11 protein-coding genes are annotated in these 14,123 nt (G+C 37.3%); 4 read left to right on the forward strand and 7 right to left on the reverse strand.

Annotation, left to right across the window (positions count from 1 at the left end; all coding sequences use genetic code 11):
- Together AC33VI_RS04000 and AC33VI_RS04005 are read right to left on the reverse strand one after the other, a co-directional pair.
- A partial coding sequence (locus AC33VI_RS04000; protein WP_491780979.1) for a CHAT domain-containing protein occupies positions 1 to 2,477 on the reverse strand: 2,477 nt, incomplete at its 3' end.
- 57 nt (positions 2,478 to 2,534) lie between these two features.
- Positions 2,535 to 3,263 (reverse strand): response regulator, encoded by a 729-nt coding sequence (locus AC33VI_RS04005; protein WP_491780980.1) that lies wholly within the window; start codon positions 3,261 to 3,263, stop codon positions 2,535 to 2,537.
- A 353-nt stretch (positions 3,264 to 3,616) separates the two neighbouring features.
- Here AC33VI_RS04005 and AC33VI_RS04010 point away from each other — a divergent pair, with 353 nt between their 5' ends.
- Positions 3,617 to 3,985: a VOC family protein gene (locus AC33VI_RS04010; protein WP_491780981.1), complete on the forward strand. Its 369-nt coding sequence runs from the start codon at positions 3,617 to 3,619 to the stop codon at positions 3,983 to 3,985.
- Positions 3,986 to 4,052: 67 nt separating this feature from the next.
- Here the strand turns inward: AC33VI_RS04010 and AC33VI_RS04015 are convergent, their stop codons facing one another.
- On the reverse strand, positions 4,053 to 4,652 hold the full coding sequence (locus AC33VI_RS04015) for a 50S ribosomal protein L25/general stress protein Ctc (protein WP_491780982.1): 600 nt from the start codon (positions 4,650 to 4,652) through the stop codon (positions 4,053 to 4,055).
- Positions 4,653 to 4,754: 102 nt separating this feature from the next.
- Positions 4,755 to 6,083, reverse strand: a complete 1,329-nt coding sequence (locus AC33VI_RS04020; protein WP_491780983.1) for an adenylosuccinate synthase — start codon at positions 6,081 to 6,083, stop codon at positions 4,755 to 4,757.
- A gap of 107 nt (positions 6,084 to 6,190) precedes the next feature.
- Between AC33VI_RS04020 and AC33VI_RS04025 the strand changes: the two genes are divergently transcribed.
- The 3 genes from AC33VI_RS04025 to AC33VI_RS04035 all read left to right on the forward strand — a co-directional run bounded on the left by AC33VI_RS04025 (position 6,191) and on the right by AC33VI_RS04035 (position 10,667).
- Positions 6,191 to 7,450 (forward strand): dihydroorotase, encoded by a 1,260-nt coding sequence (locus tag AC33VI_RS04025; protein ID WP_491780984.1) that lies wholly within the window; start codon positions 6,191 to 6,193, stop codon positions 7,448 to 7,450.
- 78 nt (positions 7,451 to 7,528) lie between these two features.
- On the forward strand, positions 7,529 to 9,712 hold the full coding sequence (locus AC33VI_RS04030) for a sensor domain-containing protein (RefSeq protein WP_491780985.1): 2,184 nt from the start codon (positions 7,529 to 7,531) through the stop codon (positions 9,710 to 9,712).
- A 130-nt stretch (positions 9,713 to 9,842) separates the two neighbouring features.
- On the forward strand, positions 9,843 to 10,667 hold the full coding sequence (locus AC33VI_RS04035) for a SirB1 family protein (protein WP_491780986.1): 825 nt from the start codon (positions 9,843 to 9,845) through the stop codon (positions 10,665 to 10,667).
- 18 nt (positions 10,668 to 10,685) lie between these two features.
- Here AC33VI_RS04035 and AC33VI_RS04040 read toward each other — a convergent pair whose 3' ends face one another.
- The 3 genes from AC33VI_RS04040 to AC33VI_RS04050 all read right to left on the reverse strand — a co-directional run bounded on the left by AC33VI_RS04040 (position 10,686) and on the right by AC33VI_RS04050 (position 13,934).
- Positions 10,686 to 11,732 carry a response regulator gene (locus AC33VI_RS04040; RefSeq protein ID WP_491780987.1) on the reverse strand — a complete coding sequence of 349 codons (1,047 nt, stop codon included), beginning with the start codon at positions 11,730 to 11,732 and terminating at the stop codon, positions 10,686 to 10,688.
- A gap of 350 nt (positions 11,733 to 12,082) precedes the next feature.
- Positions 12,083 to 12,988 carry an AraC family transcriptional regulator gene (locus AC33VI_RS04045; protein WP_491780988.1) on the reverse strand — a complete coding sequence of 302 codons (906 nt, stop codon included), beginning with the start codon at positions 12,986 to 12,988 and terminating at the stop codon, positions 12,083 to 12,085.
- A gap of 46 nt (positions 12,989 to 13,034) precedes the next feature.
- Positions 13,035 to 13,934: an AraC family transcriptional regulator gene (locus tag AC33VI_RS04050; protein WP_491780989.1), complete on the reverse strand. Its 900-nt coding sequence runs from the start codon at positions 13,932 to 13,934 to the stop codon at positions 13,035 to 13,037.
- Positions 13,935 to 14,123: the final 189 nt, after the last annotated feature.

The following is a 14,123-nucleotide window of genomic DNA, read 5'->3' on the forward strand; positions in this document are numbered from 1 at the left end:
GCTAAAGTACTCAAAGCACCAGACCTAACAGCAACACCAGCTAGACCTAAAGCAGCACGCTTATCTCCCGATGCAGTTTCACAAGCACTCAAAACTAATAGATCGATAGGGATACTGCTAACTTGGTTGCGTTGCAAAAAGATTTTGCTAAATTCTTTGATAGTTAATAATTTTTGCCACATTAATAAGAAAGTTCCTTCGGGATTAGAGCTAAATTGTCCGTGAGTAGCAATATGAACGTGAGAAACAGAATTGAAGTTAATGCGATCGAGTAGATTGGCAGGAGTAAAAAGATCGTCTGCTAGGATGGGAGCTTTAGTTTTTTGAAATATATTTAGTTCCGATTCTACATTTTTTAAAGCAGGAAATTTTCGTTCTTGTACTGACAAAGCTTGGGTAATTCCCCCAGCCAGATAGGAATTGTTTTCCGCTTTTCCTTGAGGATTTAAAAATCTCAATCCAGGAGTTATGGCGATCGCATATTTTTCGAGCAGATATTTTTCTCCGTCATATAAAACAGACATGGGAATAGTCTGCATGGAAGTATCGAGGATAAAAACCAGATTTTGAGGTTTGGCGATCGCTAATTCTGGTTCAAAGGGTCTAATCAGCCAATCGTATAGGTTAGCAGAGATTTTTTGTACTTCTCTAGTACGGTCTGGCTCGGTAATATACTGACGTAATTGGGAAATATTATTAATTAATTCCCCTTGAGGAATAAATTCTCTATGACGGCGCAATATCTGAAGGGAATTATTCTCTAGGGGGTTGCTTCTTGCCATAATCACCTCCAGGCGATCGGGCAAAATTAGAGTATAAATAGCTGCTGCATTGGGATCGATGCGATTTATACTAGTCACATCAAAAATGACGCAAGGATCTTGAAAGTAGTTATCTAACTCTGCCACCTGAAGAGATTCGATCGCATCTAAAGCCAAGGCTAATTCTGACTGAGAAACTCGCTCTGAGTCGAGCAAAATATTGGCATACTCTTTATAAATCGGCTCGATTTGGGCGTAAAAGTCGTAGCGTAGCTCTTTAGTCAAGGCTGTCACATCTTTACGCAACTTACCTAAAGCATCCAGAGAAGATTGATAGCTGGCGATCGCTTTATTTCTTACTCCCTGTCGAGCTTCAATTTGTCCCAACCGCCAATACCAACGATAGGCTATTTCTGGAGCGTTAATTCTACTGGCTAAAGCGATCGCTTTTTGCATTGATTGTCGAGCAGTAAAGTTGAGGTTAAGATTTTGCTGGGTTTGTAAAACACCCAGATCTCCCCAACCATAAGATTGAATGCGGAAAGCCTCGATTTCTTCTGCTTGTTGGATGACTTTTAAATAAATCTCGGCAATTTCTTGCCAAGTATAGTTGAGGGAAGCTTGTTGTTTGAGGGTAGTTAAATTCCGCGCTAGTTTTAATCGAGTGTGTAAATCTTCTTTACTAGGGGCAGTAGAATCATTTAATTTAATTTCTGCTACTAATGCTTGGGCTTCCGACCATTTTTTCGTCTCTATTAAAAGAGGAAGTAAGTTTAATTGGGCTGCTAATTGATAATGACGTAGAATTTTGGCAGAAGATGAATTTTCCTGTAGCTGACGATAATATTGAATAGCTTGTGAAGCATGAGTATCAAAACCCTGGCGATCGCCATTTTTCTGGCTGCGAAAAGCCATTCTTTGGTTTAAATTTGCCCAATTGAGTAAAATTTTAGCTTCAGCTACAGAAGAAGGAGCGGCAAACCGCAAGTTTATCTCTTGACTGGCTTTAATAAATGTTTCTGCTCGATCTAAATTTCCCTGGAGTATCAGATTTTCGCTAATTAAATTCAGTCCTTCAATTTGCCAAGGTTGAGGAGATTTTTCGCTCTGACTAATTAGATTACTAATTTGCTCTGGGGTTAAATTATCACAATCATAGTTCGGTCGGTCAAAAGCAATAAAAACGCGATCGCAAGCTCTAGAAAAAAAACCCATTTTCGATAAAACTCGACTTTGTTCGAGCAAACTTCCCGCAATGCCCGTAGTATCTTCTATCTGTCGGTAGTTTTTTTCTGCTTCTCGCCAATACTCTAGGGCTTGTCGGTCATTGCCTCTTAAAAACTCAAACTGTCCTTTGCTATGCCAAAGTTGAGCCAATACCTGAGTTTTATGGTTGCTTGGGGCAATCGATGACAATAAATTTCTGCTTTCGACAAGATTGGCTTCTGCTAAATCCCAGAGATTGAGCTTTTGCTGGGCTAAAGAAGTTAAAACTAATATTTGAGCTTGCTGTAAATATTTTTGTTCTTGTTGATAGAGAAGATTAGCACGCTCTAACAATTGAAGCGAGGGGTGAAATTTCCCTTGATGATAGTATACCTGAGCTTGTCGAACCAATTGAGATGGAACGATTTCCGCCTTTAGGTCTTGACTCAATCTCAAACTGAGAAATATCCCTAGTAAAGCGATCGCCAGAAATCGTCGCCAATTTTTCATAGATCGAACCAATTAGATCTTAATTATCTAATTTAAGGATATCGTCCAAATTATAATTTACAAGCTAAATAGAAATACAAAAGCTACCAACAGAAAACAACAAAGAATAATAAAAATACCAGATTGCTGAAGAAAAGCTATTTTTCTGTTTAGTTTATCTAGTCTATTGCTTAAAGTATAGACTTGTTTTTCTAAATTCATATATTGTTCTTCCAAATAATTCCGTTCTTTATTAGGAGTTTTTCTCCCATAGTTACCGTTATTATTATTTCTACCGCCCTGCTGCTGGCGCAAATTTTCTAAAAATTGTGACTGTTGGATAATCATATTTTTTAGCTGTTGTATTTCTTGTAAGTTAGCTTCAGAATTACTAACTTTATGCAAGTATTTTTCTAATAGCCCAGGGCCTAACTGAAAATATCCTTTATAAGCAGAGTAAATAGCATTAATTAAATCTTTTTCTGGGGTGTTTTTTAGTAAATATCCCTTTGCTCCTACTTGCAAAGCAGTATTCAAATAGGAGTCTTCATTATGCACGCTAATAATTAAAACATTTGTGTCGATAAATTGTTCTGAAATAATTTTAGTGGCAGTCAAACCATCTAAAATAGGCATTTCAATATCCATCAGGACAATATTAGGACGATTGACCTTAATTATGTCCAAAGCTTCTTGACCATTATTCGCGCAACCAATGCAGTTTAGGCTGGGGTCGGCTTCAATATAACCTTTAAGGATTTCTTGAACTGTCCTTTGATCGTCTACTATTAAGACTTCGATCGTCATGTTAAATAAATATGTTTAAAACTGATTTAACTTTAATATTTTGAGATATAGCGATTTTAAATTCAAAGAGTTACTTTGAAATAGTTCTAGATAGACTTCTACATAAATAATTGACTTAAATTATAACCATAGCCAAGTTAGAAAAAATTAAAATAATTGAGAAAGTTAATTAATTTGGTAAGCTAAGAGAAATTGCAATATTGTTTTAAATAATCGATAGTTGTTAAATTTAATACTATTTCAATATAGTATTTCAGTTCTTATGACCGAACAGCTATAGGAAAATAATCTAGATATTTTTTGTGATATCTTCTACTATAAATATATTTACGAGTAATTACTTTAAAGATTAGATGAATTTTAATTATTCTGAGATTTTTTTAGCAATTTCTACAGATAATATTCAAGTTTTAACCGACTTTTACAGTAAATTTTTACAAAAGCAACCAGATGTACATCGTCCTGAAATCTATACAGAATTTAAACTAGAAAAACTGCGACTAGCCATTTTCAAGCCCAAACCAGAGCGAGAAGCAGAATTTAACAATTTAAGTAGTGCTATGAGTTTGTGTCTGCAAATAGCCGACTTAGAAGCTGCGATCGCTACTCTAACGGCGTTGGGCTGTCCTCCTCCTGGAGAAATTATCGAAGCTTCCCATGGTAAAGAGGTTTATGCTTACGATCCTGCGGGAAATCGCTTGATTTTATATCAGCCAAAGTAATTAATTAAAAAACCAGAGATCCGTAAATCTCTGGCGATCGCATTACATAAAATACGTAATTAATCAATTACTCTTCTGTAGTTTCAACCGCAACTTCTTCTTCTGTTTGTGGTTTAGCAGGTAGAACTACCGTAATAGCCGTACGCTCTGGATCGTCTAAAGCAGAAACCCCTTCAGGTAAAACAATTTCTCCTACATGGAGAATAGTACCAATTTCAAAATTGCTAACGTTAATTTCAATAGACTGGGGAATATTATCCGCAGAGCAAGAAATTTGCAATTCGGTCATAATCTGCTCGACAATGCCACCCTCTTTTGCCCCAGCCGCTTTGCCTGTCAAAACAACAGGTACGACAATTTCAACTGTTTGTTTGGCTGAAACAGTAAAGAAACTAAGATGATTCAGAGTTCTTTTCCAAGGATGAGCTTGTACTTCTCTAATTAAAGCTTTTCCTTCCCAAGACATATCGGGAACTTTAAGATCGATCAGAGTATTGTTAATTGCTGCTTGTCTCAATAGCATTTGAGCCTCTTTGGCTGGAATAGTCAAAGATACGGAGTTAGCTCCGTCATGTCCGTATAAAGCAGCAGGAATTAAACCTTCGCGACGCAAAGCGCGGGGTTTGCTCCCTTCAGGTCTTTTTTTACATTCAACTGTGATGTTCATAATCTCTAACTAATAGTTTTGATAACTAATAAGGTTTAAAATTTTCGTGCCAGAACAAAGAACGATCTTCGTCCTTGAGTGATGATTGAAATAGAGCCAAGTTTAAACTGGAGTCCCATCTGCATCCAGCAAAGCTCTTTTAGGCCCGTGAATCGGATCTTCCACAATAATGGTCTGGTCTCGACCAGGCCCGACTGACACGATAGCAATCGGAACTTTCATTATTTCCGCCAAGTATTTAAGATAATTGAGGGCATTTTTCGGCAGATCTGATAAAGAACGGCAGTTAGTAGTAGATTCTTGCCATCCTGGTAAAGATTTATATACGGGCTTGCAACTAGCAAAATGACTGGCATTAGTTGGGAAATGATGACAAATTTCGCCATCAATTTCATAGGCCACGCAGACTTGAACTTCATCTAATTGGTCGAGAACGTCTAGCTTGGTAATTGCCAAACAATCTAAGCCATTGATTCTGACTGCATAGCGACCGATCACAGCATCAAACCAGCCACAGCGACGACGGCGACCTGTAGTAGTACCAAATTCAGCACCAAGATCTCCCAACATCTCGCCAACAGTATCGTTTAATTCTGTGGGGAAAGGCCCTTCACCCACTCTAGTGGTATAAGCTTTGGCCACACCAATCACGCGATCGATTGTCGTTGGACCCACTCCCGCCCCTACACAAGCACCCCCTGCGATGGGATTAGAAGAAGTAACATAAGGATACGTTCCGTGATCTAAATCTAACAGAGTTCCTTGAGCTCCTTCAAACAGGATATTTTTTTTCTCTTGTACTGCTTGATATATTTTGAGAGAACTATCTACTACAAAGGGGCGTAAAAACTCCGCATATTTTAGATAATCTGCAATTACTTTCTCTGGGTCTAAAGGCGGTAGATTATATAGTTTTTCTAAAATTACGTTTTTATAATTAATTGTCCACCCAAGCTGTTTGCGTAGTTGTTCGGGATTCATTAAATCTAAAACCCGAATTCCCGTACGCTCCGATTTATCAGCATAGGTAGGTCCAATGCCCCTGCCAGTCGTGCCAATTTTATATTCTCCGCGACTCTCTTCCGATGCTATATCGATCTCGCGATGATAGGGCATGGTGATATGAGCCGTCTGAGATATATTTAAGTTGTCTACCGTCACTCCTAGAGCTTTAAGTTGCTCTATCTCTTCAATTAACACTTGAGGATCGATTACTGTTCCAGAACCGACAATACACTCTGTGTTGGGATACAAAATCCCAGAGGGAATCAAATGTAATTTGAAAGTTTTTTCGGCTACGACGACGGTATGCCCTGCGTTGACCCCACCTTGGGAGCGTACCACGACATCTGCCGAGCGACTGAGTAGATCGGTTATTTTTCCTTTTCCTTCGTCACCCCATTGGGCTCCGATCACGATAACATTAGCCAAGAGTTTATTTGAAAGCTAAAGTTTACACAAACTATTATTATGGTTATCTGCAGTACACGATGTCAACTTTTATTCGAGCGAAAATTATAGATTTATAAAATTTAAGAATGGAACTACTGCAACAAGTAAGATTAATCGACCCCAGCCAAGGAATCGATCGCCCGACCGATATCTTGATCGACGATCGTAAAATAGAAGCGATCGCGCCTCAAATTGGGGATTATCCAGATAATACCCAGGTTATTGCGGGGGCAGATTTAATTGCAGGGGTAGGATTGGTAGACCTCTACAGTCACAGTCAAGAGCCAGGAAACGAAGCTAGAGAGAGCATTCAACACTTACTGCGGGCTGCTAAAGGAGGGGGATTTACCCAAATGGTAATTTTACCCGATACTACTCCTTCTATAGACAATATTGAAATGGTGCGGGCAATTACTCAAAAAGCCCATCAAGGAGGAGAAAATTCTTTACCCAAGCTACATTTTTGGGGGGCTGCTTGTAGCGAGGGCAAGATGAATGAATTAGCTGAATTGAAATCAGAAGTTGCGGGATTATACGATCGCTTTAATTTAGGTCAACTTCCTCTATTGAAACAACTATTAGAATACGTTCGACCCTGGCAAAAAACTATTGCGATCGCGATCGACCGTAACGAACTAGCAGGAGATGGAGTCATTCGAGAAGGTGAAGCATCTATTCGATATGGAATATCAGGAAATCCTGGTTTTTCTGAAGCTGCTATGATTGCTGCTGTTTTGGAAATAGTAGCCGAAATTCCCACTCCAGTACATATTATGCGAGTCTCCACTAGAAGAGGAGTAGAATTGATCGCCGATGCCAAACGGAGAAATATTCCCGTCACTGCCAGTACCACCTGGATGCACTTACTTTGCCATAGCGATGCAACAGGAGATTATGACCCCAATTTACGCCTCGAACCACCCCTAGGTAACCCAGAAGACCAAACAGCCCTAATTGCTGGTATTAAGCAGGGAATTATTGATGCGATCGCCATCGACCATCGAGCCTATACCTACGAAGAAAAAACCGTACCTTTTGGACTAGCACCCCCTGGCACAGTGGGTTTGGAATTTGCTCTACCTCTTTTATGGCAAGAATTAGTAACAACTAAAAAGCTATCGGCTTTAGAACTCTGGCGAGCTTTAAGTACCAATGCCAGTCTTTGTATCCAACAACAGCCCACAAAAACCTTACCCCAACAAAATGCCGACCTAATTTTATTCGCTCCGCAAAAAACCTGGATCGCTAGTCCAGAAAATCTAGAATCTCCTGCTGCCAATTCCATTTACTGCGATCGCGAAATTGTGGGCAAAGTAATCAGGACGATTGGAAGTTATGAGTTATAGGTTAAAAAAGTTAATTGTTAGTTTTAGTCTGAATTTGGGCATACTAGGCGAGTAATTCTCGTAACTATAAGCAATTCAATGTCCGATCGGGAAATGGCAGGGATTTTGCAACAGCAAAATGCTCTTTTGAACCGAGTTGAAGAAGTTTTAAGGGAAAATCAGCGACTTAGAAGTGAATTTCAGCAATTATCTGAAAGAGAAGCTCGTTTTCGGCAAATTGCTGAAAATGTCCGCGAGGTTTTTTTTGTAATCTCTGCCAAAACCGATGAGATACTTTATATCAGTCCGACCTATGAAACCGTTTGGGGGCGAAGTTGTCAAAGTCTCTATGAAGATCCTCAATCTTGGCTATTTGCCATTCATCCCGAAGATTCTTTTAAAGCTTTAGCTACCATTGAAACTCAATTTAGAACGGGAGACGATTTTGAAGAAGAATATCGCATTATTAGACCCGATGAGTCTATTTGTTGGGTAAGAGTACGAGCTTTTCCCGTTCGAGATGTGATGGGCAAAGTTAATCGTTTTGTGGGCATTGCTGAAGATATTACCAAGCGGAGAGAAGCTGAAGAAGCTTTGAAAAAAAGCGAAGAACAATTTCGACTGACTTTTGAAATGGCACCCATCGGCATGGCAATCAGCACTCTTAAGGGAAAATTTCAAAGAGTAAATCAAGCCTTATCCGATGCTTTGGGATATTCTCCAGAGGAGTTGTTAACATTATCTTTTGCTGAGATTAGCCATCCTGAAGACTGGGAAGCCCATCGCCGTTTGGAGCAGTCTCTAATTCAGGGTAAAGATACAGATTTTCAGATCGAACAACGCTTTCTGGCTAAAGACGGTCGAGTAGTCGATACTTTACTTAAAGTGGTAATGGTTAAGGATGCAGATGATAAACCCTTACATTTTAACAATCAAATTGTTGATATTACCGAACGCAAATCGATGGAGAAGCAACTTCGTCACGATGCTCTACACGATGCTCTAACAGGATTACCCAATCGTGCTTTATTCTCAGATCGCTTGGAACAACAGTTAAAAAAAAGTCAGAATAACCAAAATTATTTATTTGCCGTTTTATTTTTAGATTTAGATCGTTTCAAAGTAGTGAACGATAGTGCGGGGCATTTTGTCGGAGATAAATTATTAATTCAGATTGCTCGCCGTTTGGAAAAATCCATCGCCCCAACGGATACAGTAGCTCGTTTGGGAGGAGATGAGTTTACCATTCTCTTAGAAAATATTTCCAGCAAAACCGAGGCGACTCTCGTAGCAGAAAGTATTTATCAAACTCTATCTTTTCCTTTTCATATTGATGGCTACGAATTATTTAGTACTGCCAGTATTGGGATTGCTCTTTCGTCTGTAGGATATGAAAAACCAGAAGATATTTTACGGGATGCAGACGTAACTATGTATTCTGCCAAAGAAAGGGGTAAAGCTCGTTATGAAGTCTTTGATAATTCCTTGCGCGATCGCGCTTTGCGAAGATTAGAATTGGAGACCGATCTTCGTAGAGCTTTAGAAAGAAAAGAATTTGAAGTTTATTATCAACCGATTACCTCTTTGAAATTAGGAATTTTATCGGGGTTTGAAGCTTTGGTAAGGTGGAATCATCCCACTAAAGGACTCATTCAACCAGGAGATTTTATTCCACTCTGCGAAGAAACTGGCTCGATCGTACCTTTGAGTAATTGGTTGTTGAAAGAAGCTTGTCAGGTTACCCGCAGTTGGCAATTAAAATATCCCAAACATCCAGCGATTAGAATGAGCGTCAATCTTTCTGCCTTGCAATTTCGCGAATCTAAATTAATTGAAGAGATTGAAACAATTCTTGAAGAAACGGGCTTAGAAGGAAAATATCTTAAGTTAGAAATTACCGAAGGAACTTTAATCAACAATATAGATATTGTCACCGAAATTATTTTGCATTTGAGGAAAAAACAAATTCAATTTAGCATTGATGATTTTGGTACGGGCTATTCTTCTTTAAGTTATTTACATCGTTTTCCCGTAGATACCATTAAAATAGACCGCTCTTTTATCACCCAAATGCACGCTGAAGAAAATTCTGCCATTGTCAAAGCAATTGTCACCCTAGCTCATATGCTGAATCTGGATGTGATTGCTGAAGGTATTGAAACTACTTCTCAACTAGCTCAACTACGTCTTTTGGAATGCGAATATGGTCAAGGGTTTTTCTTTGCCAAACCTTTAAGTAGAGAAGAAGCAGAAGCCCTAATTGCTAGCTCTCCACAATGGTAGCAAGCTAACTAAATATTAAAAAAGCCGTAAAAAATTTATATTTTCATTTTTATTCCGTAAAAATACGTAACAAATGCCCTAAAAATATTAAGATAATTCCAAAGCAAATCTAAAAAATAGATTATAGATAATGGATAATCAATTGTTGTGGCATGATTTTTACCGAGAAATCAATCAATCAGATGAGAAAATCGATTTAGTCAAAGCTTCTCTTTATTATGCCAAAGCAGAATATCCAGAACTAGACATTCTTGAATATCTCGGTTTTTTAGATGCGATCGCAACTGAGGTAGAATCTCAAATAGATGGAGAGAGATATCCTTTAAAAGTAATTAAAGCAATTAATTTTGAATTGTTTGACGGTTTGGGCTTTCAAGGCAACAAGCAAAATTACTACGATCCTGAAAATAGTTTTTTAAATCGAGTTATCGAGCGTCGGTTTGGCATTCCCATCACTTTGTCGGTAATTTATTTAGCTGTAGCCCAAAGACTGAATTTTCCGATGGTAGGTATTGGTATGCCTGGACATTTCCTGATTCGTCCAGATTTTGAAGATGCGGGTATTTTTGTCGATGCTTTCAATCAAGGAGAAATTTTATTCGAGCAAGACTGTCAGAAAAAATTGAGTAGAATTTACCAACAACCAGTAGAGTTAGATCCCGATTGGCTCGCACCAGTTAGCAACAAGCAGATTTTAGCTCGAATGCTCAACAATCTCAAGTATATTTATCTCCATAACAGTAAAATAGAAAAAGCAGTCGCTACTATGAGTGGCATAATTAAACTCTTTCCTCATAATGCTGGAGAAATACGCGATCGCGGTTTACTCTACTATCAAACAAATCGTTGGCAAGAAGCAGCAGCAGATTTAGAATATTTTTTAAAAATTGCTCCTTATAGTGAAGATGCGGAGACAGTCCAAATGCTGTTGGAGAAAATCAATCAAATTTCTTAAATTAATTGACCTGTAAAATTAACAAGCTTCTAGCATATTATCCTGAAATAATTCATAAGCTGCTTGTTGTTGTTTCTTGGCACTATACATTGCCAGATCCGCATGATGCAGTATTTCCCCTGCTTCTTGATAGTCGTCATCAGAACTAAATGCAACACCAATACTCAGACTCAGGGCAATTGTCCAGTCTTCTATCGCAATGGGCAATCTAAATTGTGTTAAAAGGCGATCGCAAATATAGGTGGCATCTTCTAAACTACATATGTCATCAAGCAAAATAACAAACTCGTCTCCGCCCAACCTTGCTACTGTATCTATATCTCGCAATTCTGCTGATAATAATTTGGCGATCGCAATTAATAACTTATCTCCTATCCTATGTCCCAAGTTATCGTTGATAGATTTAAAACGATCTATGTCAATAAATAATAAAGCAAAAGAATAATTAGATTTACGCTTAATGCGCTGGAGAGCATCATCGATTTTTGATATTAGCAAAGTACGATTGGGTAAACCTGTTAAATCATCATGTAAAGTATTGTAGAGCAGTTGTTTTTTAGTTATTTGAAATTCTTTGATTTCTTGTTCTAACTGTACTGTATATTCTTGTAGCTTGGCAGTACGTTCTTGAATTTTTACTTCTAGTATTTGCTCCAAAAATTCAACTCCGTCTGTAGCAAACTGAATAATTAATTGATTTTTAACTTTTTTGAGGACTTCTTGTTCTTGATAGGGTTGAAGAATATAATCTACTCCACCAATTTTGTAAATTTCACTTCGAGCTAAAATATCATGAGCATTAGTTAAAAAAATTACGGGAATATTACTGGATAGAAAGTGATTTTTTAATTGTTGGCAAATAATACGACTATCAGTAGTTGAATCTTGGAGTTCTAGTAAAATTAAATCTGGAGTTATAGGAGCTTCATACTTAATAGCTGTCGTCACATCTTTAAAATAGAAAACTTTGTATTCTTGTCTAAGAACACTAGTTAATACATGAGAAATTTCTTTTTCACTACTAATAATTAAAATACTTTGATTAGTTTCTAGGGATATTTTCATATTACTTGCTATTTATAGAATAGATGTTCACAGAATACAACCCAATAACATTTTCAAATGTCTAAATCTGTCAAAAGATTTTTTTAGTCTGGAATGAGTATAGTTAAATGCTGCTAGACGATTCTTATTGATTTTTGCGGCTTTTATTTAATTCTTGTCTTTAGTATTCTAAATTGAAAGTACATTATATTTTCTAGTCTTAACAACAATTTTATTTTCTTGATAGGTCAGAATAATATTATTGATAAATAATCTAATCACGTCTTAAGACCGCAATCATTTCTTGAAGTAAAAATCAGATTATTTAGGTATTTTAATTATTAAAATATCGACTAAATATTTATTAATCGCTACTGACATTTAAGGAAATAAATCCTAGGAGTTACGCCGACACACTTACGGAAATGTTTAGTCATTTGGGATTGGGAACTAAACCCACATTCGTAGGCAATATCAGCTAAAGATAGTTGGCTATTTTTAATTAAATTCTGGGCTTTTTCTACTCGTTGTTGAATTACGTATTTGTAGGGTGCAACTCCTGTAGATTCTTTGAACATATGACAAAAGTAGAATTGACTGATATCCAGAAGTTTGGCGATGTCGTTGAGTTTGATGGGACGATCTAAATTATCGTTGATGTAGTTTAGGGCTTGTTTTAGTTTGTAGGGTGGTAAACCTTCGCCAATTTTATTAAGTTGTAGGTTTCGAGTGGCATAATGCCTAATTAGGTGAGTTGATAGAGCCTGATACAAAGATTCCGTATAAAGTGAGTCGCAATCATTGCCAGAATCTAAGTTAGCTTTGAGATTGAGAGCCAGATGCTGTAAAAAAGGATCGGGTTTGGCAAAAGTGGGTAAGAGTTCGATTTTGTCTGGGTTAATAGTCTCGCGAGCGATGTGGGATAAAATCTGAGGCTCTATAGTTAATAAAATACCTTCAGATACATTGGCTTCGATTCTTTGCCAGTGATTTACATTAGCGGGAATAATTGCAATATCTCCCACGTTGACGTTTTCTACTTCCACCACATCACCCATAAGTCTGAGGGAGTTTTTTTCTGGTTGAAAATGAACTATGATAGCGTGTTGTTGATAAGTTGCTTCGTTGTACTCGCAAGCAGGATGTCGTGTGTGAATTAATCCCTGCCCGTTTAATTTTGTATTGTGAATTTTAGCAAAAAAATAACTGGGATTAGTTTTATAAAAATCCTCTTCTTTTCTTAAATCTAGTTTTGGGATGGTGGTTTGTTTAGTCATGGTTTGATAAAAAGTTATTTAATAGTTTGTTTGATAAATTGAATACTTACTGATTCCGAAGAAAATAAACTTTAGGAGTTACTCCAACGCATTTACGAAAATGTTTAGTCATTTGGGATTGGGAACTAAACCCACATTTGTAGGCAATATCGGCTAAAGATAGTTGACTATTTTTGATTAAAGTCTTGGCTTTTGCTACTCGTTGTTGAATCACGTATTTGTACGGTGCAACTCCTGTGGATTCTTTGAACATATGACAAAAGTAGAATTGACTGATATCTAGAAGTTTGGCGATGTCGTTGAGTTTGATAGGGCGATCTAAATTATCGTTGATATAGTTTAGGGCTTGTTTGAGTTTGTAGGGTGCTAAACCATCGCTATATTGTTTGAAGATTGGCGTGAGGGAGCAATAATTTTGGACTAGATGAGCGCATAAGGCATTAAAGAGATGTTCGAGATAAAAAGCACAACCATCGGGATCGTTTTCTAGCTGCTGTTTGATTGCTATGCCGATATTGGCGGTTAAGTTATCTTGAGATTGAGCAAATTTGGGAAGTAATTCGATTTTGTCGGGGTTGACTGTTTCAGGAGCAATATTAGCTAGTATCTGGGGTTGAATTGAGAAAAGTGCGAATTCTACATCCTCTTTCCAAGTGGAACAATGTTCTATTTTTGCAGGTATGATTCCCAATGAACCTAAATTTTGCTGTTCTTTTTGAAAAATACGGTCGAGTTTACGTTCCGTTTTTCCCTCCGTATAAGCAATTGTAATAACATGATGTTCATGAATATGAGTCGGAGTATTTTCGCCACTGCAATGAAAATATTCAAAGTTAACGCCGTTTAAGGGCAAACTATGACTAGAAAGTAAAGGATTTTTGGGTAAAACTTGCTGGCGAATTTCGGGATCGAAATGATTGATTATTAAAGGTTTATTATTATCCATGATTATTTAAAGTTTTCGATCTGCTTTGTTATTCGCGATGAATTGATGATTATCGATCTCCCCTAACCCTCTTTTTAAAAGGAAAATATTAATGGTTTTTGCAAAAATTAATTAATTAATTAATGAGATAAATTTAGTAGCTGCTAAAAGATTACTCCTGACTACTCAATTAATATCATTTAAAAGTTA

The sequence above is a fragment of the Waterburya sp. genome (assembly GCF_058530065.1).

Bases quoted from the DNA above. Each gene is read 5' to 3' on its own strand.
- AC33VI_RS04035 (WP_491780986.1), top strand. From the start codon at position 9,843: ATGGATAATCAATTGTTGTGGCATGATTTTTACCGAGAAATCAATCAA.
- AC33VI_RS04010 (WP_491780981.1), top strand. From the start codon at position 3,617: ATGAATTTTAATTATTCTGAGATTTTTTTAGCAATTTCTACAGATAAT.
- AC33VI_RS04025 (WP_491780984.1), top strand. From the start codon at position 6,191: ATGGAACTACTGCAACAAGTAAGATTAATCGACCCCAGCCAAGGAATC.
- AC33VI_RS04005 (WP_491780980.1), bottom strand. From the start codon at position 3,263: ATGACGATCGAAGTCTTAATAGTAGACGATCAAAGGACAGTTCAAGAA.
- AC33VI_RS04015 (WP_491780982.1), bottom strand. From the start codon at position 4,652: ATGAACATCACAGTTGAATGTAAAAAAAGACCTGAAGGGAGCAAACCC.
- AC33VI_RS04045 (WP_491780988.1), bottom strand. From the start codon at position 12,988: ATGACTAAACAAACCACCATCCCAAAACTAGATTTAAGAAAAGAAGAG.
- AC33VI_RS04030 (WP_491780985.1), top strand. From the start codon at position 7,529: ATGTCCGATCGGGAAATGGCAGGGATTTTGCAACAGCAAAATGCTCTT.
- AC33VI_RS04050 (WP_491780989.1), bottom strand. From the start codon at position 13,934: ATGGATAATAATAAACCTTTAATAATCAATCATTTCGATCCCGAAATT.
- AC33VI_RS04040 (WP_491780987.1), bottom strand. From the start codon at position 11,732: ATGAAAATATCCCTAGAAACTAATCAAAGTATTTTAATTATTAGTAGT.